The following is a 24,126-nucleotide window of genomic DNA, read 5'->3' on the forward strand; positions in this document are numbered from 1 at the left end:
TGAACATGATAAGGCACGCTTATTGTGCCATCGACTGTTCAATATCCTGTTGTAGCCGATCACCTATCTGTAAACTCTTGAGCAACTGCAACATATTCTCTTCTTGAGCGTAGTTCAAGTGAATAGGGCGTTCAATATCTTTAGCTTTACCTTTTACATTGACATGCAGCACGGCATCGCCATTGGCGGCCATATCAAAACGACTCGACAGCTCGCTATAGTGCAGCTCTTCGAGGACAGAAAAGGCAAAATCCAAATAGGGCTGAGAGGCGCGCATCTGTATCACTGCAGGATTATTGCTGACTTTAATTAAGCCACCCGGAGCGCGCGCGGCCAATTTACCGCCTCTGACCGACACTTTGCCATCGACAATTTGCATCGGTAAAACACCGTCGAAAATACCGTCGGCGTAAATACCTTCTTGTGGCTGAATGGTCAGTAGCTGGGCTAAATCTAACGCCTGTAACACTAGATACGCCTCTGAGGGGTGATGTAAGTCGAGCGAGAACTTGGGCAGTAGCAGATGGCCTCCTAGGGTATCAGCACTGGCGTTGATATTGATCTCTGCCGTATGCAGTTGGGGCGCGCCAGCCTCTAGATTAGATGATCTGCTTTGAGTGGCTGATGCGCTGTGATAAGTCCAATTAAATTGAGAGTTAGCATTGATATTATTGAGCACCACACCTGGATTAAATGCCTGTACCTTAAGGTTTACGCCATCACAGGCAATGCTACGTTTACTGGGACGCTGCTTAGCCGCACTGGCATTAAGATGACACTCGCCAGCAAGATTGACCTGTTCAAACGGCAGTAGGTTAATGCTGCCTTCGCTTATTTGCATCTGTGGTGTTAGCTGCATTGAAAAATCGAGCTCATCGGGCTGCCATGTAAGTTGATGGCGGCTTGTTATTTGGATATCACCTATGGTCGTGATCGGCAGGTTGAGGGCAAAACTGCTACTGAGTTGGTTAATAAATTGCTGCAGATCGCTATTAAGCGTGAATTCTCCTTGCAGCGCTGCACTGTCGTTGTGTTTTTGCAGTGTCAGCTGCTGATGACTGCGCATCGATAATTGTCCCGCCGTCCATTGCTCAGCCGTACGTAGTCGATGTTGGCTGGCACTTGCTTGCCAATCAAGTTGTTGAGTCAGCCCCAACTGGTTGATAGCGAATAGGTTGCGTTGGCGGCGTTTTTTAAATTGATAATACTGCTGATTGATACTGACATTTTCAAGCTTAAGCTCAAGTTGATTGTGCCATGGTGCGTTCAGAAGCTGCGCGGCAAGCGAGTGTGATGATTGATTCTGCTTCGACTGCGTGCCCGCATTGACTACAGCACTTTTGTGTTGAGTAGGCCCTTTGTTGTCAGCAGGGCTTATGTCCGCAGCAGAGGATGCTTCGGGCTGTAAGTCGATGGCGCCCATATTTAGGCGGGCGGCGTCTATGTTGGTTGTGGTGGCAACAGTGTGTTGCTCCTCATTCATACGCCGCTGCGTCAGTTGCGTCGCCTTAAGTTGCAGGGTGAGAGGTGGTAGATAAAGTTGAGTCGCGCTTGAGTCCGCTTGTGGCGGTGCAGGCGAAGTGACAGATGCAGCTAACTGCTGATTAAATGTCACCGTGCTAGCTGGCAGAGTTGCGACTCTGGTCGCACCGCCAGTTACTAATGGGGCCGCGCGCTTATGATTGCGCTTAGCGCCGAGATGCAGGCGCAGCGCCTCTGTGCTGCTTAGAGTGAGCTCTGCACTGGTCAGTGTTTGTGCCGGCTGCGCCGCGATGGCACCACTCAACTGGGTCAGTTGTGGGTTAACAGTGGAGATACTCAAGGGTTGCAATAGCCACTGGCTTGCGCCGTTGGCCTGCTTGCTAAATTGACCACCGCTTAGCTGCAGCTCAGTGCGATGACTCGCAAGCTGGTATTGCTCGCCAGTTTGGCTGAAGGTGAATTGATTGTCACTGCTGCCTATGTCGATATGACCAAATTGCAGTTTAACCGCATCGGCAGTGTTAAAGCGCAACGGCTCAGTGAGTGCAAGAGTGAACCGTGTTGAGGCGACATCAAGAGATTGATGACGATAATATGGCCCGTTGATTATCAGCTGTGCCTCAGGCTGCACAGTCAAGGCAAAGCTCGATGCTACAGCCCCTGCCGACACCGCTGTGGGGTAGGTTGCATTGGCGCTGCCTGTTGCAGACAACGCTATCTCATCGGCGCGTAGCTGCGGATCTTTCCTCGTATCACAGGGGGCAATAGGGGCTGCGTTTTCTTGCTGCGTTGAAAAATTTACACATAAGGTTGATGGCAGCAACAGTGTCAGCTGCCAATCGGTGGTGACACTGGTTTCATCAATTTTATTAACGCACTTGAGATGTTTTAGCTCAGTGTTAAGGTGTGATTTGCCCAGTAATAGCTCTGCTTGTAGGTGCTCAATGCTTAATTGTTGTGAATTAATTTGATAGTTAAGCGGGCTGGCAAGTCGCAACGTAAGATAAAGTGGCTGGCCAGTTAGCACGTCGCCAGTTTGCTCACCATGTTGAGTGCGCAGAGATTGCTGAGAGTGCAGAGCGTCCTGATCTGGGAGCGAGGGGAGGCGGTGATTATCAGCCGAATTGTTATCAGCCACGTTGCTTTCAGACAAGGCGGTTGTACTCAATAGCCTATCGAGTGTATTGAGCAAAGGCGCGAGGGTCGTTGCCCCGCTATAGAATGCCTGACGTTGCAATGGCGATATTGCCAGCTCAAGTTTGGTTGGCGCAAGGCTTACGCTTAGGTCGCTAACTGGACCTGTGATCTCAAAGGCAATGCTATTTGATGGCAACAAGTTGCTTGGTGCCGAAACGGGGGCTGATGCTGAGTCAGGGTTGTCCTCAATCGGGATCGCGGTTGGCGTTAATTGCAAAGGTGAGTTAAATACTGCACCAGCCAAGCCGTTAAGTGTTAGCGAAAACGGCTCCAGTTGATGGCTGGAATCGATGCGGGCCTTGGCAATATCGAGCCGAGTCGATGAAATAAGCTGGCCGCTCACATCTATATTCTGGGTATCTAACTGGTGTTTCAGCGCGATAAATTGGCGTAGCGGTGGCGTCTCTTGCTGCTGCGCTGGCGCCGATGCTACCCACTGGGCCATGAATGCTTGGAGGGTATCTAAGGATAAGCGAGTGTCGAACTGCCAGCTCTCGTCAGATAGTTGCGCATCGAGGCCAAACAGTAATTTATCATGATGACTTAACTGGCTGGTCACTCTTCCTTGATTATCGATATTAAGATAATCCAGACTTAGGCTCAGTTGTTCACTCGGGATCTGCTGCACACTCAGTTGCGTCTGTCCTATGGCTATTTTAGGTAATGCTGCCATATCGAGCGACAGTGCTGGGCTAGTCGTAGGGGCAGTATCTGTACTCGGGCTGGGAGAAAATAGCGTGGGTGATAACAGCACCTTAATGCGCCTAATGGCCAGCGTGTCGATATTGTCGAGGGAAAAGTGTGTCCATGTAACGGCATCATCGAAGGTCACTTGCAGATCGCTGATGGCGATATGGCTGTCGTTGACCTGTAAATTTAACTGTGCGATATGGCCGTTGAGCACACCTTCAAGATCGACATTGAGGGCACTGATTTGGGTATTGGCCGGTAATAGGTAACGATTCGCTAGGCTTTGGGTGATACCACTGAGATTGGCAGCCACTAAACCGAGGGCCACAACCACTAGCAGCGCCGTGATCAGTAGCGCTGCCATTAGGCGTGATTGACTCAGTCGCTGCCACATCCATCCCTGTCTCTTTGTCATATCGTTCGGTTGTTGCCCTTAATGTCGTTGGCTAAACATGCTGCGCCACAAATAGAGTCGTTACGATCAGTCTAGCAGTTATGTCGGGCGGGCCGTCCATTGGCGCAACATAAGCTGCTCAGTTGGCCCAGCTGATCTCAGTAGTTAAGGTATGACTGCCATAGGGGGCAAGGGTGACTTTATCTTCAAGCACATTGGCCGCTTCGAGGCATACCATGGTGAGATAATCATCATGATTAAAGCGTGCTAGGCGCTTGGATTTATCAATCCATGGGTTCCACAGAACTGCCGACTGGCTATTGCGGCGACAGACATTAATTATCCCTTGGGGCGTATGTAGCTGCTGTCGTGGGCCAAGGGCGTTATAAACCCTATCGGTTTCTTGGTTGAATATCACTTCATCTGTGGCCTGCGGATAGGGCCCTTTACCAAATTCAATGTAATGGGCGCCACTAAAGCCAGTGGCTTTAAGTTGGTGAATATCGTCAATAGGGAAATAAGTATGTAAGGCTTGGGTTAGGCTCACGGTTTCATCGCTGAGATTGGTATTAATTAAGCTGACGCTTAAGGTATCGCTTAGGGTAAACAGCAGCTCGACTTTGGTGTCATGGGGCCAGCTGATCCTGTCTTCATCATTGATGGATAAACTAAATTTAAGTTCGGCTATGTCATTGCGCAGCTGCACCGAATCGAGTGTCCAAATACGAGTGCGCGCAAAACCATGTTGCGGCCATTCTGGATGGTTGCTCATACCGAACCAAGGCCAACATACGGGAATACCACCACGAATACCATGCCCGGGCTGATAATCATCCGCGCTCGACACCCAGAGTAACGGGGGCTTGCCTTTAGGGGTGAAACGGTCGATCTGCGCGCCTTGCATAAAGATCCACGCCTCGCACAAGGGGGTGTCGATTTCGACATAGTCGAGTCCGTTAGGGTGTTTTTTGGTGGTAACAGAAGCCATCGTCTTATCCTATTGCCTAATATTGGCCTGAGGCCGCAGAGGTGTTAGCTTAACGTTTTTTTTATTTAAGGATAAGTATCGCCTTGATTTTTTTTGCTGTTTTATTATCCCCGCTCAATATTATTAACCTCAGATCGGTTTAACGTAACACTGAAATCACGTTGAATTCTGCTGATGTAATATTGAGTTGTGGCTTATTCTCTTTGAGTTGATAAGCCACTAAACCACCTATCACATTAAGCATGAAACCATGTACGCTGCGGTGCCGTGTATGCTCTATTTGTGAGATGTTTTTTAGCTGGTCATTGATTGTTTCGATAATAAATCGTCTAGAAAGCATGGCTCTATCCCATAATGATAAAGCCTTTGCTTTCATATTTTTACGCACGTTATTAACGATAGTTACCCCACGTTCTAATAGGTCGCCTGCTAACGCTTTGCCGATATACCCCTTATCAGCATAGAGTTTATCCATTGATTCAACGACCATATCTTTTACGGGTTTCGTGTCATGAACATTCGCAGGTGTTATTTTGGCTGCAACGATGCCACCTCGATGGTTCACAATAAGATGAAGTTTAAAACCATAGAACCAGCCCATCGTGCCTTTTCCTCGGCTGGCGAGACCTGCTAGCGTTTTATGCCTTGGAATTCGTAAATTATGACAAACCTTAATGCTCGTTGAGTCAACGAACTCGATGCCTGTCGGTTCGCTTTTTAAAGAGGAAAAATAACTGCACATTGGAATGACTGCACTCGGCATGACTTCAAGAAATCGAGTGTAGCTGAGTAAGTTTGGAAAATCAGATTTGTAGAAACGAGCCAGATATCCTGTGTAAAAATTCTTGAAGTCACGATGATTAGACATATGGAAGGCGATGATAATTGTCATAATTTCACTCATCGTCATTCTGCCTGCGCGCTTACGCTTGCGAGTTCCATCGGTTAGGCACTGTTGTTCCCATTGAGGAATAAAAGCATTACAAAAATCATCGACATCACAAAATACATCCACTAAATTATTCATATGCCCTCTGCGTGATTGATTAATCTTGGTCGAGAGATCTGATCACAAAGAGGGCTATTAGTTCAATTTCTTATCCCGAGTTCAGGTTATGTTAATAACCCGCCGTTTCACTACCCGCACGTCTTGGATCTGATGCGCCATAGATCCCTTCAGGAGTAACCATAATCGATTGGGTCGAGCCAATAGCATTGCCTATCGTCACTTTGTGGCCTTTGGCTTCTAGCAGCTTAATAGTGTCGCGATTGAGGCTTTTCTCAACCCTCAGCTCATCTGGCAGCCATTGATGATGGACTCTGCTGGCATAGCTGGCTTCGGCAATGTTGAGCTTATGGTCAATCACATTCATGATCACCTGTAAGGTGGTGTTGATGATCCGCGAGCCCCCAGGGCTGCCGGTGACAATAAAAGGTTTGCCATCTTGCATTACTATGGTCGGGCTCATTGAGCTTAACGGGCGTTTATGCCCCTCAACCGCATTAGCATCACCGCCAATTAACCCATATCCGTTAGGCACGCCGGGTTTTGCCGAAAAATCATCCATCTCATTATTAAGTAAAATCCCCGTGCCTTGAGCCACTAAACCAGAGCCGTAACTAAAATTAAGGGTGTAGGTGTTCGCGACTGCGTTACCCCATTTATCGACCACAGAATAGTGGGTCGTTTGTGGGCTTTCATAGCCCGAGACTTTACCTGGGTTGATAAGATGACTTGGGGTCAATGTTTCTAAGGTGATGGTTTTAGAACGCTGCTCGGCATAGGGCTTACTGATAAGCTCAGCCACCGGCACAGAGACAAAGTCGGGGTCGCCTAAGTATTTACTGCGATCGCTATAGGCGCGTTTCATCACCTCAGTCATCACATGCAGGGTATCGGCGGTGTTATGGCCCATTTTATCGATGGGGAAGGGCTCGAGCATGTTGAGCATCTCTATGATATGCACGCCGCCCGATGATGGCGGTGGCATAGACACTACCCGATAACCGCGATATTCGCCACTGACGGGTTCGCGTTCAACCACATGATAGTCGGCCAGATCGGCCAGAGTCATGATACCGCCAGCGTCGGTTGCTGCGGTCACGATTTTTTCAGCCGTACTGCCTTGATAGAAGCCTTTACTGCCTTGCTCGGCGATAAGTGTTAGCGAGTGAGCCAGATCCTGTTGTACTAAGGTGTCGCCAATCTCAAAGTTACTGCCATCGGGTCGATAAAAAATTGCTTTCGAACTAGGCCATTGGCTAATGCGACGTTTAAGGCCTGCAAGGGAGGTGGCTAAATCTGGGGTAACGACAATGCCTTGCTTGGCTAAAGTGATGGCGGGGGCGATGACTTGTGCTAGGGTCATGGTGCCATAGTGCGCTAAGGCTAACTCCATGCCCATTACGGTGCCGGGCACGCCTACGGCGAGGCCATGTTCACGGCTGAGCTTAGCGACGGCGTCGCCTTGCGCGTTCAAAAAAATATTCTTATCGGCTTTTGCTGGCGCGACCTCGCGATAATCGATGGCAATAGTTTTATTGTCTTTGGCGATATGAACCAGCATAAAGCCTCCGCCGCCGAGGTTACCCGCGCGCGGTAGGGTAACCGCTAGGGCAAAGCCAACGGCAACGGCAGCATCGACGGCATTACCTCCTTGCTGCAAAATATCCACCCCAATTCGGGTGGCGAGCGCTTCTTGGCTGGCGACCATGCCATGCTTTGCCCATACCGGTTGGACGGTAGCGCTATTACTGTATATTGATGATTCAGCCGCGTGGCTATACTGGCCTAAGGTGAAAGGCAGTGAAAGCGATAGGGCGATAATGAGGGTGTTAAGTGGGCGCACAATTGATCCTTTGTGTCTAAATTTGTCCCTCAATGTGCCGACTATTGCTGTTAAAATCAAGCTGCTGGCATTATTAATAGCAAGTCATTGCTGTCAAAAGAGTCCAGTTAAAACAGCTTTTTGTCAAAGCGTGCTGTCAAAAAGACGCTTATCAAGTAGCCATTAGCAAGTGATGCTTGCCACAGCGCGTTGCTGCACTTAAACCATCATCCTAAAGGAGTCTTGTGCCCTTGTTTACCTTCACGTGCGTCAGTCAGATATGTCAAATAGGCCAGCGGCAGTGGGCGCAGTTAATGGGCAGTGATAACCCCTTTAGCCGCTATGAATTTTTACACGCATTAGAAAACAGTGGCTGCGTGAGTATCGAAACGGGCTGGCAGCCGATGCATGTCATCGTCAAGCGGGCTCAGGATGAAGCGACTTTCGGTACTAATATCGATGCTGAAACTAACGTAGTCGCTGTCATGCCTATGTATCTTAAGACCCATTCCTATGGCGAATATGTGTTTGATTGGGCATGGGCGCAGGCCTATGAGAGGCATCAACTCAACTACTATCCCAAACTCGTTAGTGCAGTACCTTTTACGCCAGTGACCGGGCCGCGGCTGGTAATATCGACGCAGTTAAATGCCGCACAGATGCAGGCGTTGTTAACGCAGCTCAGTCGTTACCTTGAACAGCAGGTTGCACGTGTTGCAGGCTCTGGCTGGCATCAACTGTTTCATCCTCACGCCGAGCATCAGCGTTTGGCCAGTACCGGGTGTTTAACCCGCTTGGGCACTCAGTTTCATTGGCATAATCGTGGTTATCATGATTTTAATGAGTTTTTAGCGCAAATGAGCAGCCGCAAGCGCAAAAACATCCTCAAAGAGCGACGGCAGTTACAGGATAAATCGCTGCATTTTCGGTTTGTTGAGGGGCAGCAGATCACCTGTGATGCATTGCAACACTTTGTGGCGTGTTATCAAGCGACCTATTTTAAACGCTCAGGTCATAGCGGTTATCTTAACTTAGCTTTTTTTACTCAGCTGGTGGCCACCATGGGCGATGCGATACGCCTGTTATTGGTGAGCCAGCAAGAGGAAGGCGGTGAGTCTATGATTGCGGCGGCGCTCTATTTTGTCTCTGACAACACCCTCTATGGGCGTTATTGGGGCACCTTAGTTGAGCTCGATGGGTTGCACTTTGAGGCCTGTTACTATCAGGGGATCGAGTATGCTATTACCCATGGGCTTAAGGTGTTTGATGCGGGGGCTCAAGGCGAACATAAGGTGTTACGGGGTTTTGAACCGGTGGAAACCTACTCGGCCCATGAGATAGTCCATGGGCAATTTCGCGCCGCCATCGCCGACTTTACCCAGCAAGAACGGGCACAGGTGCAGCATTACATGACACAGCTTAAACAGGCTCTGCCTTACAAAAAAGGGCAAGAGTGAAGCGGTTTACGTTAGAGGCTGGCGTCTAACCTAGCGCCAGCCAGCAACCCACACCCACCATTAAGCTTCCGGCGATGCGGTTGAGCCACTTAATATTGTCACCACGGCTTAAAAACAGTTTGAGGGATTTACCGCCGCTGGCATAAGCCAACATGCTAACAAATTCGGTCAACATGATGACGGATAACAGCATCATCATTTGCGGCGCAATGGCGTTATCGACATTGATAAAAGGCGGCAGTAAAGAGATCATAAAGGCCCAGCCCTTAGGGTTAGCGATGGCGGTGACAAAGCCTTGAGTAATAAGGGCGCGATTACTGATCGAGGTCGAGGTTTCTAAACGGGCGAGTTTACCTTTGGCGCGCCACATCTGCACCCCGATAAAGGCGAGATAGAGGCCACCAACCCATTTTAAGATCTCAAATATCTGGGGGTAATTGAGCATCATGCTGGCCACGCCCATTACGGCGGCAATGGCCACGAGTGCCACGCCCACCAATTCACCTATCATCATCCACAGGGTGCGGCGTACCCCAATGCTCATGCCTAAGGTCATGGCTAAGGTCATGCACATACCTGGGGTTATCGAGACAAAGAAAAAGGTCGGTAAAAATACCGCAATAAGAATGTGTTCGGACATGGTGATAAGGACTAATAAGTGAATATAAACAGGCCACTAGTGTAGTGATTTATCGCATGGCTGCCAATAAAAAACCAGCTGTTGAGCTGGTTTTTATTATCCTATGAGAGCCGGTGGGCTTTAGAGCACACCGCGGCGTACTTGATCACGCTCAATGGATTCAAATAACGCCTTAAAGTTACCTTCGCCAAAACCTAAATTGTTTTTACGTTGAATAATCTCGATAAAAATGGGCCCAAATAGGTTTTTGGTGAAAATCTGTAATAGGTAACCCTCTTCATCGCCATCGACCAGTATTTGGTGATGCTTAATACGTTCTCTGTCTTCGGTGACTTGTGGCAGCTTGTCAAAGATGGTGTCGTAGTACTCGGGAATGATGTCTAATGTTTCAATGGAGCTGCCTTCCATCGCATCGAGCGAGGCTACTATGTCGCGGCTGCGAAAAGCCAGATGTTGTACACCCGGGCCATCATATTCTTTTAAGTATTCATCAATTTGGTTTCTATCATCGCCTTTACCCTCATTGATCGGGATACAGAAACTGCCATCGGGTGAGCGCAGTGCATAGGAGATCAACGCCGTTTGCGAGCCTTTAATATCGAAATAACGCACCTCGGTAAAGCCAAACACCTCTTTATAGAAATTAGACCAATGCTCCATGGTGCCTTTGTAGACATTATTGGTCAGGTGGTCGACTTCGATAAAACCTTTCTCTTGGGTGATAACGGGCTCATCTAAGTCAATAAAGTCATTGGCATAAATGTTGTTTTGTTCACCAAAGGTGTCGATAAAATAGATAAGGCTGTCACCAATACCGTAAATTGCAGGATAGGGCAGATCTTTCGCTGCTTCTGTAGCGGGCTTTGCACCGCGCGCCACGGCACCGTCAAAGGCAAATTGAGCGTCTTCCACACGCCAGCCCATTGAGCTAATAGCTGGGCCATGCTTTTTGGCAAAGGCGCAGGAGAACCCTTTTTTGTCATTATTTAACAGAAAGTTGATGTCATTTTGTTTGTAGTAAAAAATCTCTTTCTGCTGATGTTTTTTTAACTTAGAGAAACCAAAGTCGATAAATACCTGATGCATAAACTCACTGTCAGGCGTGCAAAATTCTGTAAATTCGATACCTAATAGTCCTAGGGGATTTTGTTCGCTTGCCATGTCAATGTCCTCGTTCAATATGTTATCTCGCCGCGGTGTATTGCTCCATCGGCCTGAGTTGTGTTGGGTGTTGGCAGCTTGGCTACCATGAGTGGTTATTGTTTTTCTTCTATCCACGAGCGGTTGTAATCTGGGCTCATACAAGCTTGTACGTGCTGGGTGAGTTGTAGTGGGGCGAACGTATCGACCATAACGGCATATTCATATGTTTCGGTTTTGCCTATGGAGGCTTCGGTGCGTCCCGGTTGGGGCCCATGTGGTACCCCTTTTTGATGCAAGGTGAGGTAACCGGCCTCAATGCCAGTTCGGCTCATGAAGTCGCCGTCGACATAATAGAGCACCTCGTCACTGTCAATATTGTTGTGGTAGTAAGGTGCCGGGATCGACTGGGGATGAAAATCATAAGGGCGCGGCACAAAGTTACAGATGACAAAATTATGGCCACTAAAGACTAAATGCTCTGAGGGCGGCAAGTGAATTTGCCCCACTTTTGGCGCGTAATCTTGGATGTTAAACGCCCAAGGGTAAACACAGCCATCCCAGCCGACTAAGTCAAATGGGTGCCATTCCAGTTGGGTGAGCTGGTAGCGCTCGCCAAATTTAGACACTAACGGAAATGTTCCTTGCTCTACTGTGGCGGCTTGCAAGGTTGGCACCCGAATATCGCGCTCGCAATAGGGCGCCGATTCGGTCAGTTGACCATATTCGTTACGAAAATGTTTGGGGACTTCCACCATGGAAAAGGATTCAATTACCAACAGGCGGACATGATCAACATCGGTAAATTTAAGTTGATAGGTGGTGCCTCGCGGGATCACCAGATAATCCCATTTATTAACACTAATGGTGCCATATTCGCTGTAAAGCGTGCCTTGTCCTTCATGAATAAACACCACTTCGTCGGCATAGGCATTACGATAAAACTCGTCGGTATCTTGGGTGACTTTAGCGGTATAGATCGCCACATCATTATTGAAAAAAATCTTATTACGGGCGGAGAAAAAGTGGCCTTGGCGATCCACTTGCTTTGAGTCAAGTTTGTAGTTTTGGATCAGTGGGTCTTGCCAAGTATCGCCGTGGTTTAAGTCATATGGTGCCACCGTCAATGCTTTGGTGGGCATATTGTGGTGATATTTATTGGAGTAAATATTGGCAAAGCCGTGGGTAGAAAACAGCTCTTCACGATAAAGCTCACCATTGTCTTTTTTAAAGGTGATGTGACGCTTGGGTGGGATCTGCCCCTGCTTGACATAAAACGGCATAATGTTCTTCCTCGGTGCTTTACCTGCACACAGATCTTGTTATTGTGGTGAACGCGTTTTTTGTGATCGAGTTATCAATTTAGTTGCTAGCATTAACAAAAAAAAGAATAATAAATAGCTTAACTAAATCTAATATTTAGATAGTTGTATTTGCTTTACGCTTTGGAAGGCTGATGAAAATTGATATTGAAGCATTTAAGGTACTCGAGGTATTAGTCGAAGAGGGCAGCTTTGCCAAGGCGGCAGAACGTTTACACAAGGCGCAATCGGCAGTGAGCTATCAGGTTAAAAAACTTGAGCAACACTTAGGTGTAAAGCTTTTTTGTCGCGATAAGTATCGAGCCGAATTAACCGCAGAAGGCAAGGTTATGTTGGCCGAGGGTCAAAGGCTGCTGCAGTATCTGGGGAATATTGAGCATTTGGCCAGCCGATTTAGCCAAGGCTGGGAGCCTAAATTGGAATTGGTGGTCGATGGATCATTACCCATGGAGCCGATAATGCGCGCGCTTAAGCAAGTGGCCGAGCAGAATATCCCCACTAAAATCCAGCTTAATGTTGAATTTTTAGGTGGGGTGCAACACAGGTTTGAGCGTGACGCCGCCGATCTTATGCTGGTGAAAGATTATCGCTCTGGCCCTAACTATTGCCCTCAACCTTTGCCCATCATTAACAGTGTGCTGGTGGTCTCGCGCGAGCACCCACTCGCCGCGATGCAACAAGTGGCCTTATTTGAGTTATTGCAGCATGTGGAGCTCACTATTCAAGATTCATCCCCCAGTGTGCACCACAGTGACCAATTACAGTTTGGTGGCGATAAGGTGTTTTATTTATCAGGTTTTATTATGAAGAAAAATGCGCTGCAGATGGGCTTAGGTTTTGGGTGGATGCCTGAATTTTTGATTCAAACTGAACTGGCCTCGGGGGTATTAGTGGAAGTGGACTTTGTCGGCGCCAGCCGTTACAGCTTTACTCCGCAACTTGTCTCCACCATGGAGCGGCCTTTAGGCCGAGCTGGTCGTTTATTTACCGATTTGATTTTAAAGGAGTTTGCACTGTATCAGCACTCGCTCTGATAGGTTATATCAGCAGCGACTTCTTTAATTAATTTGCCAGTGAATCTGAGCGTCCATTTATATGACTATCCCTCTTGTGCGGCGCTAGTCTCTCGAATTATGATCCACCGCTAGGCATATTATTAGCCGTTAAGCCATGGTTCAGCCGCGTTGACTTAGCCTAATTACCCGTTAGTTGGTAAAGGTGACGTGCTTATCTCTTTTGTCGTTAGTTCAGTGCTACGCGCCCCATTGTTCATTGTTGGTTGCGTGTTCTGACATTTCGCTTTAGGAGGTCGGTATGAGTGATATTATGTCAGTACAAATCGCTGCATTATATGCGCAATATGCTAAGCATTTTACCCAAGGAGAACACCTTGTGTGTAGCAGTAAACTGCATGACTTTACTGAGCAGTTGCATGAGTGTGGTCTGTTACTGGATCGCTTGGACTGGAATGATTGGTATCAAAATAGCCATCTTATCGATAGACCTGAATATATTGGTGATGCTAGCTTGCAAGAGTGTCAGTTGCTGCTGACCGCTATGACGCGTCTTGAACGCTTTAGTGCAGGCTTGCTCGACAATATGCGTCGCCAAGGGGTGTTATTAGCCATTTTAGAGCGACTTAACCAGATGACCCATAGCCCAAGCAAACGCTAGCGAGATTAATTTAAGCAAAATCATTATAGGCTGCTCCTTAATTGCTTGTCGGAGCTATGAGCGCTTGGCAATATGACTGTACTGGCAATGAATAACGCGCAGCAACTAATTACTGCGCGTTATTTACCTTGCTTAACTTAACTTTTCCTATTGGCCCAACGTTTATCTAACCAAAGTGCCGATTGTTTCATCTGGCGTTGACTCAGTTTGAGCCAACGCTTGGCCCATGGGTATTCCACACTCAATACTGCTAGCCCTATAGGCAGTAGTAGCCATGCAGGGCCTGGCAGTATTATTAGTACAGCACCAAGCAATACTAAGCTGCCTCCTATCATGGTGATAGCCATTTTACGCAATGGGTTACCCATTAATGATTACTCCGCAAATAGTGATCAACATATTGAGTTAAACGGCTTTGCTTTTGATGGTTTGTCCTATTGGCGTTAGGCTGAGTAGGGCCAGTTTTAAATGCTGGAGCCCAAATGGAATGCCGATAATGCTGACAAATAAAGCCAGTGCATGGGCAAGGTGGCCTATCGCTAACCAGAAACCAAATAATATAAACCAGATGACATTGCCTATCATACCCAATGAACCGGTACCCAGATCCTCAACGCCAGTCAGCGATTTACGGTTGTGGCTCTCTTGACCAAAGGGCCAAAAAGCCATTTCGCCAATCACAAAGCAGGCGCGGCCAAAGGGAATGCCAATAATGCTGATAAAACAGAGTAGGCCTGCTAACCACCAGGCTAACCCCATCACTAATCCACCTAAGATGAACCATGCAATATTGAGTAGTAAACGAATGACGGTCATTGAGCGCTCCTATTATTATTTTCACTTATGCGATCGATTTAATGCCGACCTAAAGTATTCAATACATCGGTTTTTGAATATCTGTTGTTAACTAAAATGTACCTTGATGAATAGCAACTTATTATGGGGATGATCGCCAGTTACAGGCTAACGCATCTCACTTTATGACAGTAAGTGTTAATCATCTAGAAATGCAATAAAGCGATAATCGTGCCAATATTTAAACTGCTGTTTATTATGCCTTTTAATTTTTATTACAATCACAGATGGTTTTTTTCACTACTGTTTAGCGCATCAGACTAACGAATAGGGGGGCAAATCATGCTATCTAGATAGAGCGCCATTGAGGCGCTAAGGTACTTGAGATTGAAGTTAGCCAAGGCGTAACAGCCCGTGTAAAATGGAGTTCTTTATCTATGATCTGCTTATGATACAACTGACTGATACACCGGTGCATATGCTACATGTTGATGGGCATGATGTTTTTGTCAAACGTGATGACTTGCTCCATCCGGCATTTTCTGGCAATAAGGCGCGCAAGTTTGCCTATTTTCTCGAGCAGGATTTCCCCGGCATTAGCACTGTGGTTGGTTATGGTTCACCCCAGGCTAACTCACTTTATTCGATGTCCGCGCTGGCTAAACTTAAGGGCTGGCAATTACAGTTTTATGTCGATCATATTGCCAGTTATCTGCTTAATCATCCGCTGGGTAATTACCGTGCTGCGCTGAAAAATGGCGCCAATATTATTGATTTAAGTTCGCGTAACGATAGGGCAGATCTCGATTGTGCGAGCTATATTGAGCAATGCGTATTGCCGGGCCGTGACGATCTGTTATTTATTCCAGAAGGTGGTCGCTGTCAGTATGCCAAACCGGGAGTGCGACAATTGGCGTGCGAAATCATAGCGTGGAAACAGGCCGAGCAGTTAAGTCAGCTCGTGGTTTTTTTACCTTCAGGTACAGGTACGACAGCCTTATTTTTACAAAACAGTTTTACCGAACTTGATGACAGCATTCAAGTGATGACGTGCTCAGTTGTTGGCGGTGATGATTACCTTAAGCTGCAATGGCGAATGTTGGCTAGCGATGAGTCAATGTTTCCTCAAATTTTAAGCCCGAATAAGCGTTACCATTTTGGTAAGCTCTATCCCGAATTTTTTCAAGTATGGCAAAAGCTTAAGCAAGCAGGGATGGAATTTGAATTACTCTACGATCCACTGGGCTGGCTAGTATTACTACACTATCTTGAAAATAATCCAATGCAAAAGGTGCTCTATCTGCATCAAGGAGGATTGCTGGGAAATGAGTCTATGTTGCCGAGATATAGGCGAAAATATGGTATTTAGCATCATTTGGCTAGGTCAGTATCTGTGAAAGTGATACAACCTAAGCCAAATGAAGTGTGCTCAGTCGTTGACGAATGGTGTCAATCCTACTTGTTGCGTTAGCAACCTTCGATACGGTGAGAGGAGGTGTATCGAATAGCGTGAAGGTTATTTATTGCTTGAAAGTAACCATTTCATAAACTGTAACGCTTCGGTACGTTTTGAAAAGGTTTGTCTATTTTTACCAACACTGTCAGTAAATGCGATAGACGTTTTGTTTGATGATATTGAGGCCACTGGAAAATTAACCGTGATCTCTTGACCGTTCATATTGTACGACATAGGCCATACTCCTTTAATAATGACTGCTTGGTTAGCAGTTGAAATTTAATAATAAAAATATCCTTAGCTTTAGCGAAAGATGAATTCTAAGTTACTGAGACTATCCATTTCTTTAGCGCTAATCAAGTCGACGTTGTGGGTTATCTGATAATCCTTGTTAGACAGATCACAACATTGAAATGTTAGCCTATAGAGTTAACCATCTTTTGATGACAAATCTATGACAAAAGAGATGCTGCTGATTTTTGTTGGATGCGATGACTGAAGGGTCGAGCTACACAAGCAAATGGGGCAGGAAGTTCAATTGACCGAGTATATCGACAAGCTAACCTTTGTCAACATATTGCAGTCATTATTATCGTTTTATTTCATTCGTTAGCCTTATCGCTATCATTATGTGCATTTTACGCAACATACGTGAGTGGCTAAGTGAGTGATAAATGTGTGTCGTTTTAACAGGGCGCTGTCTTTAGGTATTGTTTTATTAAGGCTTGTTTGCTCAATGAGTGCTTTTAATATTAGCTAATATGCTCGCCAAGGTTTGATGCTGGAGTTCGTTGAATAACCTTATGGCAACACTATTGGCAACATCATGACGATTGCAGAGGTTAGCTTGATACCTTTGATGAGGCAAAGTGGCGAAAAGGTCATTAAAAATATAGATAACATGTGATCTTCAATGGCTTAAGGTGATTCTAAATCCGGCTATACGAGTTATAATCAACACCAAATAAGATACACACATTTAAAAGCAGTAACGGGAAGATGTATGGCTAACGTGTTAGATTCAGTTGATCAAAGAACAAAACTGGTGGGTGAAAATCGTTTAGAGCTCTTATTGTTCCGTATTAATGCCACCCAGTTGTTCGCCATTAATGTCTTCAAAGTTAAAGAGGTGGTTAAACTGCCGGCGTTAAGTCATCTTCCTGGTAGCCATGACAGCATTAAAGGCGTGGCCAATATCCGCGGCGTATCGATTCCAGTGATCGATTTACGTCGCGCCATTGGGTTTCAGCCGATGGCAGAGAACCTTGAGGCTAATTTAATCATCACTGAATATAACCGCAGCGTACAAGGTTTTATGGTGGGTAAGGTTGAGCACATCATTAATATGACCTGGGGCGACATTATGCCGCCTCCGAAAACCGCTGGTAGTAACAGTTATTTAACCGCCATTACTAAAATTGAGGTCGATGGTGGAACACAATTAGTGTCAATTATCGATGTAGAAAAGGTGCTGGCTGAGATCATCCATTACGATATCACCCTATCGGATGGCGTGTTAGATGAGTCATTGGTTGAGAATATGGTGGGGCGTAAGATTTTAATTGCCGATGACTCCTCAACGGCTAGGCGGCAAATTAAAGAGACCTTAATGCCCTTGGGTATCGAGGTGATAGAGGTATCCGACGGTTTGCAAGCGCTGAAGTTGTTGCAAACCTGGTGTGATGAAGGTATTAACGTTTACGATGAGATTTTGATGTTGATAACCGATGCAGAAATGCCTGAAATGGACGGTTACCGGCTCACCCATGAGATACGTAATGACAAACGCATGCAGGAATTATTCATCACCCTCAATACGTCACTCAGTGGTAGTTTTAATCATGCTATGGTCGAAAAGGTGGGCTGTAATAAATTTATCTCAAAGTTCCAGCCGGATTTATTGGTCGGTGTGGTGCAAGACCGTCTCAGGCAGTTAGTCGAGGCTTAAACTTGAGTTTCTTGGCTGGCGATGTCAGCCAAGATTTGCCGTTTGACGGCTTTAGTACTAACGATATTAAGGCGGCAGACTCTTACCGCGTAGGCAAAACGATCTCGCCCTACGAGCGTGACAATATCATGTAAAAAGTGGCGGTCTAATCCTAGCATCTGGCTGTAATGCTCTACAGCATTGGCAATACTGCGATACTGAACCCCATCAAATTCAAATGCCAGTTGATAATCTTGATTGTCAATCAGCACTCCATTGATGCTCAATTGCCAAGGCGTAGCACTTACACGGGTTTTAGCCACTTGATACATAAACCAAGCACTCTTTTTAAACCCCTCAAACACCTTACACGAAAACTCTGACTCGGCGAGTTCTTGCTCTGTCCAGTTTTCACCTATGGCTAAATGTTTGGCATAAATACGCATCAACTCATCTTTAACTGCCATATGGCAATCCCAAATAGAGGTTAATGGTGAGCGTTTGGCAATGCAGAGGCACTCTTTACAGCTGGGAACGGCTAATGAGGGGTGGGGAGTGTAAGGCTGTGCTTCATAATGCAGCACGCAATCGCAAGGCTCGGCACAAAACCAACAGGTATGACGTTGCTCAAATGGGATATCGATTAACGGGATGTCAGCAGACAAGGGAAGTTTCCTCGGCTGCTGACATCACTACAATAAGACTTGCCAAGGAATTATTCTTGCTCGATATCGACTAAGTTTTTAGCTAGGCCGATAGGATCTAACTCTAAGCACTCTTGCTCAGCTATCCAGTCAACGCCCACTAATACACCATCATCATGCAGGTCTTTAACCCAGTATTCTAAAAACTCTTCTAGGCTAATGGCTGCGGGTTGATAATCTTGCCATTCGTCGGTGCAATGCACTTTTGCCTGCGCTTCACTTGACCACAGCGGCATTACATCCGTTTCTTCATATTCTGAAGAGTCACATACCACCCAGCCTTCGCCAGTTTCGTCTTGAAGACCCCAAACGGCTTGGTGTTCTTTTACGTTGTCGATAAAACTTGCTAATACGGGATTGCTATCAGTCATGTTGCTCTCTTAGAAGTCGATTAAAAACGGCCCTATTATACGCCAAGTGAGTGCTCGACCAAGTGATTGTTTTATGAAAAAGTGCACTATTTAAACGCTCACTCTTAAAAGCGGCAATTCCAACAATAATTAATCATAAAATACTTAGTATTAATAGTTTCTATCGCTATGATGTCAGTACGCTATCATCTTTTTTAGGCTGTCAGTTATTGGGTAGCGTGTATATTCAGCCCTAGTATTGTGGAGTCCCTATTTTGACTAAAATGTTCACCCTTGCCTCATTCATGTTTGCCTCGAGTCTCAGTGCTTTTTCAGCCTTGGCTGTTGACCCCATTAATGCGGAACAAGATTTCAATATTTGCGTCGATAATCTTAAGCAGCAAGCCATAGCCGCTGGCATTTCGACCAAAACCATTGATGAAACCTTGGGTCAGGTTAAGTATGTGACACGCGTTATTGAGCTGGATAAAAAGCAGCCTGAGTTTAGTCAAACATTTGAAAATTATTTTACTAAGCGCGTGACCGATTGGCGTGTACAAGAAGGGCGCCGTTTATTAAAGCAACACGGTCCATTACTGAGTCAATTACAACAGACCTACGGCATTCCTCCTCAGTATTTGATGGCTTTTTGGGGGCTAGAAACTAATTTTGGCTCTTATAAAGGTAAGATGCCAGTGATTGATTCGCTGACCACGTTAGCCTGCGATCAACGTCGCAGCCGTTATTTTAGTGGCGAATTACTTCAGGCATTGAAGCTCAAGGAAGCCTATCAGTTTGATACCAGTGACATGGTTGGCTCGTGGGCAGGTGCCATGGGACACACTCAGTTTATGCCGTCGGCTTATGCACAATATGCGGTCGATGGTGATGGTGATGGTAAAGCCGACTTATGGAACAGTACTGCCGATGCGCTTAGCTCTGCGGCCAACTTTTTAAAACAATTAGGCTGGGCACGTAATGAGCGTTGGGGCCGTGAAGTCTTGGTCCCTAACGCCTATGATTATCGTTATTTGGGCGGCAAAGCCACCTTACCACTTACCCAGTGGGCAACACTTGGGCTAACTAAAGCTAATGGCCAGCCGCTGTCGACCCCAGATATGCAAGCGGCCTTATATTTACCGGCAGGTTATACTGGCCCTGCATTTTTAGGCTATGACAATTTTAATGTGATCATGCGTTGGAACCGCTCTGAATTTTATGCCATCGCGGTAGGGCACTTAGCCGACCGTATTAATGGCGCGCCGCCATTACGTGTAGCGCCACCGCAACAAGCTAATATCAGTCGTGACAAACTCAAAGCGTTACAGACTAAGCTCAATGAAAAAGGGTTTGATGTCGGCACCCCAGATGGCGTACTTGGTAGTAATTCGCGAGCCGGTTTACAGGCCTATCAGCGCAGCGTGGGATTAATCGCCGATGGTTTTCCAAGTGATGAAACCTTCAAGCTGCTGGGTTTGGAATAATCATCGAGCGCTTCATGATGCGTCCATGGCGGTGGGCATTATTGCATTAGCCTAATTAAATCGTGCCTAGGCAGTGATAGCGCTAGAGCAATGAAACAAGTTTTGTTAAGCTCTGGCGAATTTTATTTTTGAACAGAGACAAAGGATCCTTGATGAGCATTAAAGATGATATGGTGGTGCAGTTTAACTACACGTTACGTGACGAAGCGGGCGACGTGCTTGAGACCAACGAAGGGTTAGATCCCATCGCTTATCTTCATGGTCATGACAATATGATGCCCGGTGTCGAAAATGCCATTACCGGTCGCGAAGTGGGTGACAGTTTCTCCGTGACATTGCCACCAGAGTTGACTTACGGTATTCGTAATGAAGATGCTGAGCAGCGGGTTTCAGTTAAGCACCTTCAGGGCGCTAAAGTGTGGAAACCCGGCATGCGCGCCATTATCAACACTGACCAAGGTCAGCGCCAAGTGACTGTGGTTAAAGTGGGTAAGTTTATGGCTACCGTGGATGTTAATCATCCTTTAGCCGGTCGCGAGTTAACATTTGATTTAACGATTGTCGATGCGCGCGAAGCCAGTGCCGAAGAGATTGCTCATGGTCACGCCCATGGGGTTGGCGGCCATCACCACTAAATCTTTAATGCCTTAGCCTCAGTGATTAATCAGTGAGGCTAAGGTGAAAATTAAGTGCCATATCGCTAAAAACCCAGACAAGCGTTTGGGTTTTTTTATGTTCATACTCAACGCTAGAAGACGGGTCTAATAATGGTGATTAATTTCGCTCAAGGTAAGATTGTGGTGTCGATGCTGGAGATCCAAATATTGCTTTCGGCAACGGGCGTGTCGTTATATGCCATGGCAGAAGACATTAAGCTGATCCGCAGCGCGCTCACCTTAGTGGCCGATGCGGGCGCAGTACGTTGGAGCATTAAACTCGACTCTATCGAACAGTTCGATGACGTGGTAAACGAGCTTGGCATTGACGGCTAAGCTCGCTGGCAACTTAAGCTACTACATCAATATTTAACCATGGTGGCTCTCACTAAGCATATTCTCATGGCGCATTGAAACGACCTTAATCACGACCATGGGGACTGAGTAGATCCAGCCTTGGCCCAACAGGCACAATTCGAGTGGGATTAATTTGCCCATGGCTGAAATAGTAGTGCTGCTTAATGTGTTCAAAATTAACCGTTTCTGCAATCCCGGGGTATTGATACAGTGCTTTCATATAAGCGTGAATGGCAGGCATATCGGCCAGCCTGTTACGGTTGGTCTTAAAGTGGCCCACGTACACAGCATCGAAACGGATAAGCGTGGTAAACAGGCGCCAATCGGCTTCGGTGATGGTATCACCAGTGAGATATCGTTGGGTCGTCAGGCGTTGCTCTAAAGTATCGAGCGCACTAAACAGGGTATCAAATGCCTGCGCATAGGCGTGTTGAGTGGTCGCAAACCCCACTTTATAGACGCCATTATTGATGGTTTGGTATATCCAATCATTTAGCGTATCGATTTCAGTTCGAAGTTTACTGGGGTAAAAGTCGGTGGTATTGCCAGTAATATCGTCAAACGTATCGTTAAACATGCGGATGATCTCCGACGACTCGTTACTGACAATGGTGTTGTGGTGCTTATCCCACAAAACAGGGACGGTAACTCGGCCACTATGATCCGCTTTTGCTTGTTGATACAGTTGATACAGATAATCATGGCCATTAAGGCTATCTGGCTCAGCCCCGTCAATATGTATGGCATCACTACTCTGGTTTGGCCCACTAAACTCCCAGCCATTAGCCAACATATGCGGCTCCACTACGGTCACATCGATATGTGATTGCAGTGACTTTAATGACCGAAAAATTAAGGTGCGGTGTGCCCACGGGCAGGCCAGCGAAACATAGAGATGGTAACGGCCCGATTGAGGTTCAAATGTGGGGTGAGGGTTGTCAGGGGTTGGCTTTGTTATCCAATGACGAAAGGCGGCATCTTCTCTTACAAATTGCCCCTCGGTTTTTTCTGTGTCGTACCATTGGTCGACCCACTTACCACCTTGTAGTAATCCCATTAGTTTGCCTCGTTATTAGCTGGTCTATTGAGTGTATAAGCCCACCAACGAAATAAAAAGGCCAGAAAACGGCCTTAAAATATCGAATTTTTCGAATAGTTGGGAGTGTTCAGCCTTCCTGTTATGATTGCGCACCAGCGGATTGGCTTAATTTTTGTTGGCCATTCCCCTTAAGTGTGCTTAATAAGTGTGCTCAATGGCGAGGTGAGAGCCATTGACGAGTAGGGCTATCGTTTCGGTGGCGCTTCAGATAACAACCTAAACCGTGACACTCATTTTTTCGACTGCGCGTGTGTGAATTGAGCAACATTAGCATCATCACTGCGGTCATCATTACCGTAAACAATCAACCATTTCTTGTTAAAGGATATAAAAATGTCGAATCAGCCATTAGAGCAGATCACCATAGAACCCAAGTCAGCCGCTAAAGCTTGCGTGATCTGGTTACATGGATTGGGAGATTCAGGGGCAGGTTTTGCCCCAGTAGTCCCCATGTTGGGCATGCCAGATGCGCTAGCTGTGCGGTTTATTTTCCCTAATGCTCCCACTATGGCTGTGACCATTAACCAAGGGTATGTCATGCCCGCTTGGTATGATATCAAAGGGATGGACATGGATAATCGCGCCGATATGCCTGGCGTGTTGCATTCAGAAATAGCAATCGCCGCTTTAATCGATCAACAGGTAGCAGCTGGGATCCCAGCAGAGAACATTGTCTTAGCAGGCTTCAGTCAAGGTGGGGTGATGAGCCTATTTACCGGATTACGTTACCCTAAAAAATTAGCTGGGATCATGGCGCTTTCTTGTTATCTGCCAACAGGCAATGCATTACCAACGCAGCTAAGTGAAGCCAATTTAACGACGCCTATGTTACAGCAGCACGGTGAGCAAGATGAGGTGGTACCGTTATCTTTAGGGCTGGCGGCATTTGAGCTCATTCGCGCCGCAGGTTATCCAACCCAGTGGCAAACCTATCCTATGGGGCATAGCGTGCTGCCTAATCAGCTACAAGATATTGGCCGCTGGTTAACTGACTGTTTCAGCTAAGCACAAATTAGCTGCCGTTGATAAGCCATGATGCGACGTTAGCGGCTCAATATTATGTTAGGCGTTAAGCCGTACCCTCCAACTCAACCGTTAACGCTATATCGCGCTTATCTAGTCTCCTAAGTTAAGCGCGCCGCAAATCACTTTTGTGGCGTGCTGTTAAGCATCCACACACAGGCATCGCTCCTATTGACGCTTTAACCAGCAATAATGACCTTGAGTTAACCAATAAAAAGCATAAAAGTTTCATTTTCGTAGCAATCACTAGAGGGTTGTTACTGCTTTGTTGTTTTGCAAAGAGGATGCTGGGTAATGCCAGCTTGGCTTGTGTAAGTGATTTAAATGTAGCGATTTTATTTCAAAGTGAAGCGCTAATGTTTGTGTTTGTTTTTTAGTTTTAAATGCCCTTGTTTTTGTCAACGAACAATGGCATTGATAAAATTGTTTTAAAATAATGAGTTAGCTCAAGCTTGTTCATAAA

Annotated in this window: 22 protein-coding genes; 9 read left to right on the forward strand and 13 right to left on the reverse strand. The window is 46.4% G+C overall.

Annotation, left to right across the window (positions count from 1 at the left end):
* Nucleotides 1–19 precede the first annotated feature (19 nt).
* The 4 genes from AC0VXX_RS08410 to ggt form a co-directional block, all read right to left on the reverse strand.
* Nucleotides 20–3,763, reverse strand: coding sequence for an intermembrane phospholipid transport YdbH family protein (locus AC0VXX_RS08410; RefSeq protein WP_475516739.1), 3,744 nt, complete (start codon nucleotides 3,761–3,763; stop codon nucleotides 20–22).
* Between the two features lie 139 nt (nucleotides 3,764–3,902).
* Complete coding sequence (locus AC0VXX_RS08415) at nucleotides 3,903–4,751, reverse strand: D-hexose-6-phosphate mutarotase (RefSeq protein ID WP_475516740.1); 849 nt, start codon at nucleotides 4,749–4,751, stop codon at nucleotides 3,903–3,905.
* Nucleotides 4,752–4,890: 139 nt separating this feature from the next.
* Nucleotides 4,891–5,778 carry an IS982 family transposase gene (locus AC0VXX_RS08420; RefSeq protein ID WP_475514308.1) on the reverse strand — a complete coding sequence of 296 codons (888 nt, stop codon included), beginning with the start codon at nucleotides 5,776–5,778 and terminating at the stop codon, nucleotides 4,891–4,893.
* A 91-nt stretch (nucleotides 5,779–5,869) separates the two neighbouring features.
* A complete protein-coding gene (ggt, locus tag AC0VXX_RS08425; protein ID WP_475516741.1) occupies nucleotides 5,870–7,600 on the reverse strand; it encodes a gamma-glutamyltransferase in 1,731 nt (576 codons plus the stop codon).
* A 224-nt stretch (nucleotides 7,601–7,824) separates the two neighbouring features.
* On the opposite strand from ggt, the gene AC0VXX_RS08430 reads away from it, so the two are divergent.
* Complete coding sequence (locus tag AC0VXX_RS08430) at nucleotides 7,825–9,036, forward strand: GNAT family N-acetyltransferase (RefSeq protein WP_475516742.1); 1,212 nt, start codon at nucleotides 7,825–7,827, stop codon at nucleotides 9,034–9,036.
* A gap of 25 nt (nucleotides 9,037–9,061) precedes the next feature.
* Here AC0VXX_RS08430 and AC0VXX_RS08435 read toward each other — a convergent pair whose 3' ends face one another.
* The 3 genes from AC0VXX_RS08435 to AC0VXX_RS08445 form a co-directional block, all read right to left on the reverse strand.
* Nucleotides 9,062–9,676, reverse strand: coding sequence for a LysE family translocator (locus tag AC0VXX_RS08435; protein WP_110458000.1), 615 nt, complete (start codon nucleotides 9,674–9,676; stop codon nucleotides 9,062–9,064).
* 120 nt (nucleotides 9,677–9,796) lie between these two features.
* Entirely contained in the window at nucleotides 9,797–10,837 is a 1,041-nt protein-coding gene (gene hppD, locus AC0VXX_RS08440; RefSeq protein WP_475516743.1) for a 4-hydroxyphenylpyruvate dioxygenase, read from the reverse strand.
* A 95-nt stretch (nucleotides 10,838–10,932) separates the two neighbouring features.
* Nucleotides 10,933–12,099: a homogentisate 1,2-dioxygenase gene (locus AC0VXX_RS08445; protein ID WP_475516744.1), complete on the reverse strand. Its 1,167-nt coding sequence runs from the start codon at nucleotides 12,097–12,099 to the stop codon at nucleotides 10,933–10,935.
* Nucleotides 12,100–12,272: 173 nt separating this feature from the next.
* Here AC0VXX_RS08445 and AC0VXX_RS08450 point away from each other — a divergent pair, with 173 nt between their 5' ends.
* Nucleotides 12,273–13,172, forward strand: a complete 900-nt coding sequence (locus AC0VXX_RS08450) for a LysR family transcriptional regulator (RefSeq protein WP_475516745.1) — start codon at nucleotides 12,273–12,275, stop codon at nucleotides 13,170–13,172.
* Nucleotides 13,173–13,452: 280 nt separating this feature from the next.
* Nucleotides 13,453–13,812, forward strand: a complete 360-nt coding sequence (locus AC0VXX_RS08455; protein WP_475516746.1) for a DUF6508 domain-containing protein — start codon at nucleotides 13,453–13,455, stop codon at nucleotides 13,810–13,812.
* Between the two features lie 137 nt (nucleotides 13,813–13,949).
* Here the strand turns inward: AC0VXX_RS08455 and AC0VXX_RS08460 are convergent, their stop codons facing one another.
* Nucleotides 13,950–14,180, reverse strand: a complete 231-nt coding sequence (locus AC0VXX_RS08460) for a PGPGW domain-containing protein (protein ID WP_475516747.1) — start codon at nucleotides 14,178–14,180, stop codon at nucleotides 13,950–13,952.
* Nucleotides 14,181–14,217: 37 nt separating this feature from the next.
* Nucleotides 14,218–14,628: a YccF domain-containing protein gene (locus AC0VXX_RS08465; protein WP_475516748.1), complete on the reverse strand. Its 411-nt coding sequence runs from the start codon at nucleotides 14,626–14,628 to the stop codon at nucleotides 14,218–14,220.
* 427 nt (nucleotides 14,629–15,055) lie between these two features.
* Here AC0VXX_RS08465 and AC0VXX_RS08470 point away from each other — a divergent pair, with 427 nt between their 5' ends.
* On the forward strand, nucleotides 15,056–15,976 hold the full coding sequence (locus tag AC0VXX_RS08470) for a 1-aminocyclopropane-1-carboxylate deaminase/D-cysteine desulfhydrase (RefSeq protein ID WP_475516749.1): 921 nt from the start codon (nucleotides 15,056–15,058) through the stop codon (nucleotides 15,974–15,976).
* A gap of 147 nt (nucleotides 15,977–16,123) precedes the next feature.
* Here the strand turns inward: AC0VXX_RS08470 and AC0VXX_RS08475 are convergent, their stop codons facing one another.
* On the reverse strand, nucleotides 16,124–16,297 hold the full coding sequence (locus AC0VXX_RS08475) for a hypothetical protein (RefSeq protein ID WP_110457992.1): 174 nt from the start codon (nucleotides 16,295–16,297) through the stop codon (nucleotides 16,124–16,126).
* Between the two features lie 769 nt (nucleotides 16,298–17,066).
* Here AC0VXX_RS08475 and AC0VXX_RS08480 point away from each other — a divergent pair.
* Complete coding sequence (locus AC0VXX_RS08480; protein WP_475516750.1) at nucleotides 17,067–18,011, forward strand: chemotaxis protein CheV; 945 nt, start codon at nucleotides 17,067–17,069, stop codon at nucleotides 18,009–18,011.
* Here the strand turns inward: AC0VXX_RS08480 and AC0VXX_RS08485 are convergent.
* Nucleotides 18,008–18,655, reverse strand: a complete 648-nt coding sequence (locus AC0VXX_RS08485; RefSeq protein ID WP_475516751.1) for a hypothetical protein — start codon at nucleotides 18,653–18,655, stop codon at nucleotides 18,008–18,010. The two genes, AC0VXX_RS08480 and AC0VXX_RS08485, sit on opposite strands and share 4 nt — an antisense overlap.
* A 50-nt stretch (nucleotides 18,656–18,705) precedes the next feature.
* Nucleotides 18,706–19,065 (reverse strand): DUF2750 domain-containing protein, encoded by a 360-nt coding sequence (locus AC0VXX_RS08490; RefSeq protein ID WP_119976890.1) that lies wholly within the window; start codon nucleotides 19,063–19,065, stop codon nucleotides 18,706–18,708.
* A gap of 284 nt (nucleotides 19,066–19,349) precedes the next feature.
* Here AC0VXX_RS08490 and AC0VXX_RS08495 point away from each other — a divergent pair, with 284 nt between their 5' ends.
* The 3 genes from AC0VXX_RS08495 to AC0VXX_RS08505 all read left to right on the forward strand — a co-directional run bounded on the left by AC0VXX_RS08495 (nucleotide 19,350) and on the right by AC0VXX_RS08505 (nucleotide 21,520).
* Entirely contained in the window at nucleotides 19,350–20,528 is a 1,179-nt protein-coding gene (locus AC0VXX_RS08495) for a lytic murein transglycosylase (protein ID WP_475516975.1), read from the forward strand.
* A gap of 152 nt (nucleotides 20,529–20,680) precedes the next feature.
* Nucleotides 20,681–21,163 carry an FKBP-type peptidyl-prolyl cis-trans isomerase gene (locus AC0VXX_RS08500; protein WP_119976888.1) on the forward strand — a complete coding sequence of 161 codons (483 nt, stop codon included), beginning with the start codon at nucleotides 20,681–20,683 and terminating at the stop codon, nucleotides 21,161–21,163.
* A 132-nt stretch (nucleotides 21,164–21,295) separates the two neighbouring features.
* Nucleotides 21,296–21,520 (forward strand): DUF3389 family protein, encoded by a 225-nt coding sequence (locus AC0VXX_RS08505; protein ID WP_475516752.1) that lies wholly within the window; start codon nucleotides 21,296–21,298, stop codon nucleotides 21,518–21,520.
* 85 nt (nucleotides 21,521–21,605) lie between these two features.
* On the opposite strand, the gene AC0VXX_RS08510 is transcribed toward AC0VXX_RS08505, so the two are convergent.
* Nucleotides 21,606–22,598, reverse strand: coding sequence for a glutathione S-transferase family protein (locus tag AC0VXX_RS08510; RefSeq protein WP_475516753.1), 993 nt, complete (start codon nucleotides 22,596–22,598; stop codon nucleotides 21,606–21,608).
* Nucleotides 22,599–22,973: 375 nt separating this feature from the next.
* Here AC0VXX_RS08510 and AC0VXX_RS08515 point away from each other — a divergent pair, with 375 nt between their 5' ends.
* On the forward strand, nucleotides 22,974–23,645 hold the full coding sequence (locus tag AC0VXX_RS08515) for an alpha/beta hydrolase (protein WP_475516754.1): 672 nt from the start codon (nucleotides 22,974–22,976) through the stop codon (nucleotides 23,643–23,645).
* The last annotated feature ends 481 nt before the right edge of the window (nucleotides 23,646–24,126 follow it).

The organism is Shewanella sp. QJM3NY_23 (assembly GCF_056173105.1).

Bases quoted from the DNA above. Each gene is read 5' to 3' on its own strand.
- AC0VXX_RS08410 (WP_475516739.1), bottom strand. From the start codon at position 3,763: ATGTGGCAGCGACTGAGTCAATCACGCCTAATGGCAGCGCTACTGATC.
- AC0VXX_RS08415 (WP_475516740.1), bottom strand. From the start codon at position 4,751: ATGGCTTCTGTTACCACCAAAAAACACCCTAACGGACTCGACTATGTC.
- AC0VXX_RS08420 (WP_475514308.1), bottom strand. From the start codon at position 5,778: ATGAATAATTTAGTGGATGTATTTTGTGATGTCGATGATTTTTGTAAT.
- AC0VXX_RS08435 (WP_110458000.1), bottom strand. From the start codon at position 9,676: ATGTCCGAACACATTCTTATTGCGGTATTTTTACCGACCTTTTTCTTT.
- hppD (WP_475516743.1), bottom strand. From the start codon at position 10,837: ATGGCAAGCGAACAAAATCCCCTAGGACTATTAGGTATCGAATTTACA.
- AC0VXX_RS08445 (WP_475516744.1), bottom strand. From the start codon at position 12,099: ATGCCGTTTTATGTCAAGCAGGGGCAGATCCCACCCAAGCGTCACATC.
- AC0VXX_RS08450 (WP_475516745.1), top strand. From the start codon at position 12,273: ATGAAAATTGATATTGAAGCATTTAAGGTACTCGAGGTATTAGTCGAA.
- AC0VXX_RS08455 (WP_475516746.1), top strand. From the start codon at position 13,453: ATGAGTGATATTATGTCAGTACAAATCGCTGCATTATATGCGCAATAT.
- AC0VXX_RS08460 (WP_475516747.1), bottom strand. From the start codon at position 14,180: ATGGGTAACCCATTGCGTAAAATGGCTATCACCATGATAGGAGGCAGC.
- AC0VXX_RS08465 (WP_475516748.1), bottom strand. From the start codon at position 14,628: ATGACCGTCATTCGTTTACTACTCAATATTGCATGGTTCATCTTAGGT.
- AC0VXX_RS08470 (WP_475516749.1), top strand. From the start codon at position 15,056: ATGATACAACTGACTGATACACCGGTGCATATGCTACATGTTGATGGG.
- AC0VXX_RS08475 (WP_110457992.1), bottom strand. From the start codon at position 16,297: ATGTCGTACAATATGAACGGTCAAGAGATCACGGTTAATTTTCCAGTG.
- AC0VXX_RS08480 (WP_475516750.1), top strand. From the start codon at position 17,067: ATGGCTAACGTGTTAGATTCAGTTGATCAAAGAACAAAACTGGTGGGT.
- AC0VXX_RS08490 (WP_119976890.1), bottom strand. From the start codon at position 19,065: ATGACTGATAGCAATCCCGTATTAGCAAGTTTTATCGACAACGTAAAA.
- AC0VXX_RS08495 (WP_475516975.1), top strand. From the start codon at position 19,350: ATGTTTGCCTCGAGTCTCAGTGCTTTTTCAGCCTTGGCTGTTGACCCC.
- AC0VXX_RS08500 (WP_119976888.1), top strand. From the start codon at position 20,681: ATGAGCATTAAAGATGATATGGTGGTGCAGTTTAACTACACGTTACGT.
- AC0VXX_RS08505 (WP_475516752.1), top strand. From the start codon at position 21,296: ATGGTGATTAATTTCGCTCAAGGTAAGATTGTGGTGTCGATGCTGGAG.
- AC0VXX_RS08510 (WP_475516753.1), bottom strand. From the start codon at position 22,598: ATGGGATTACTACAAGGTGGTAAGTGGGTCGACCAATGGTACGACACA.
- AC0VXX_RS08515 (WP_475516754.1), top strand. From the start codon at position 22,974: ATGTCGAATCAGCCATTAGAGCAGATCACCATAGAACCCAAGTCAGCC.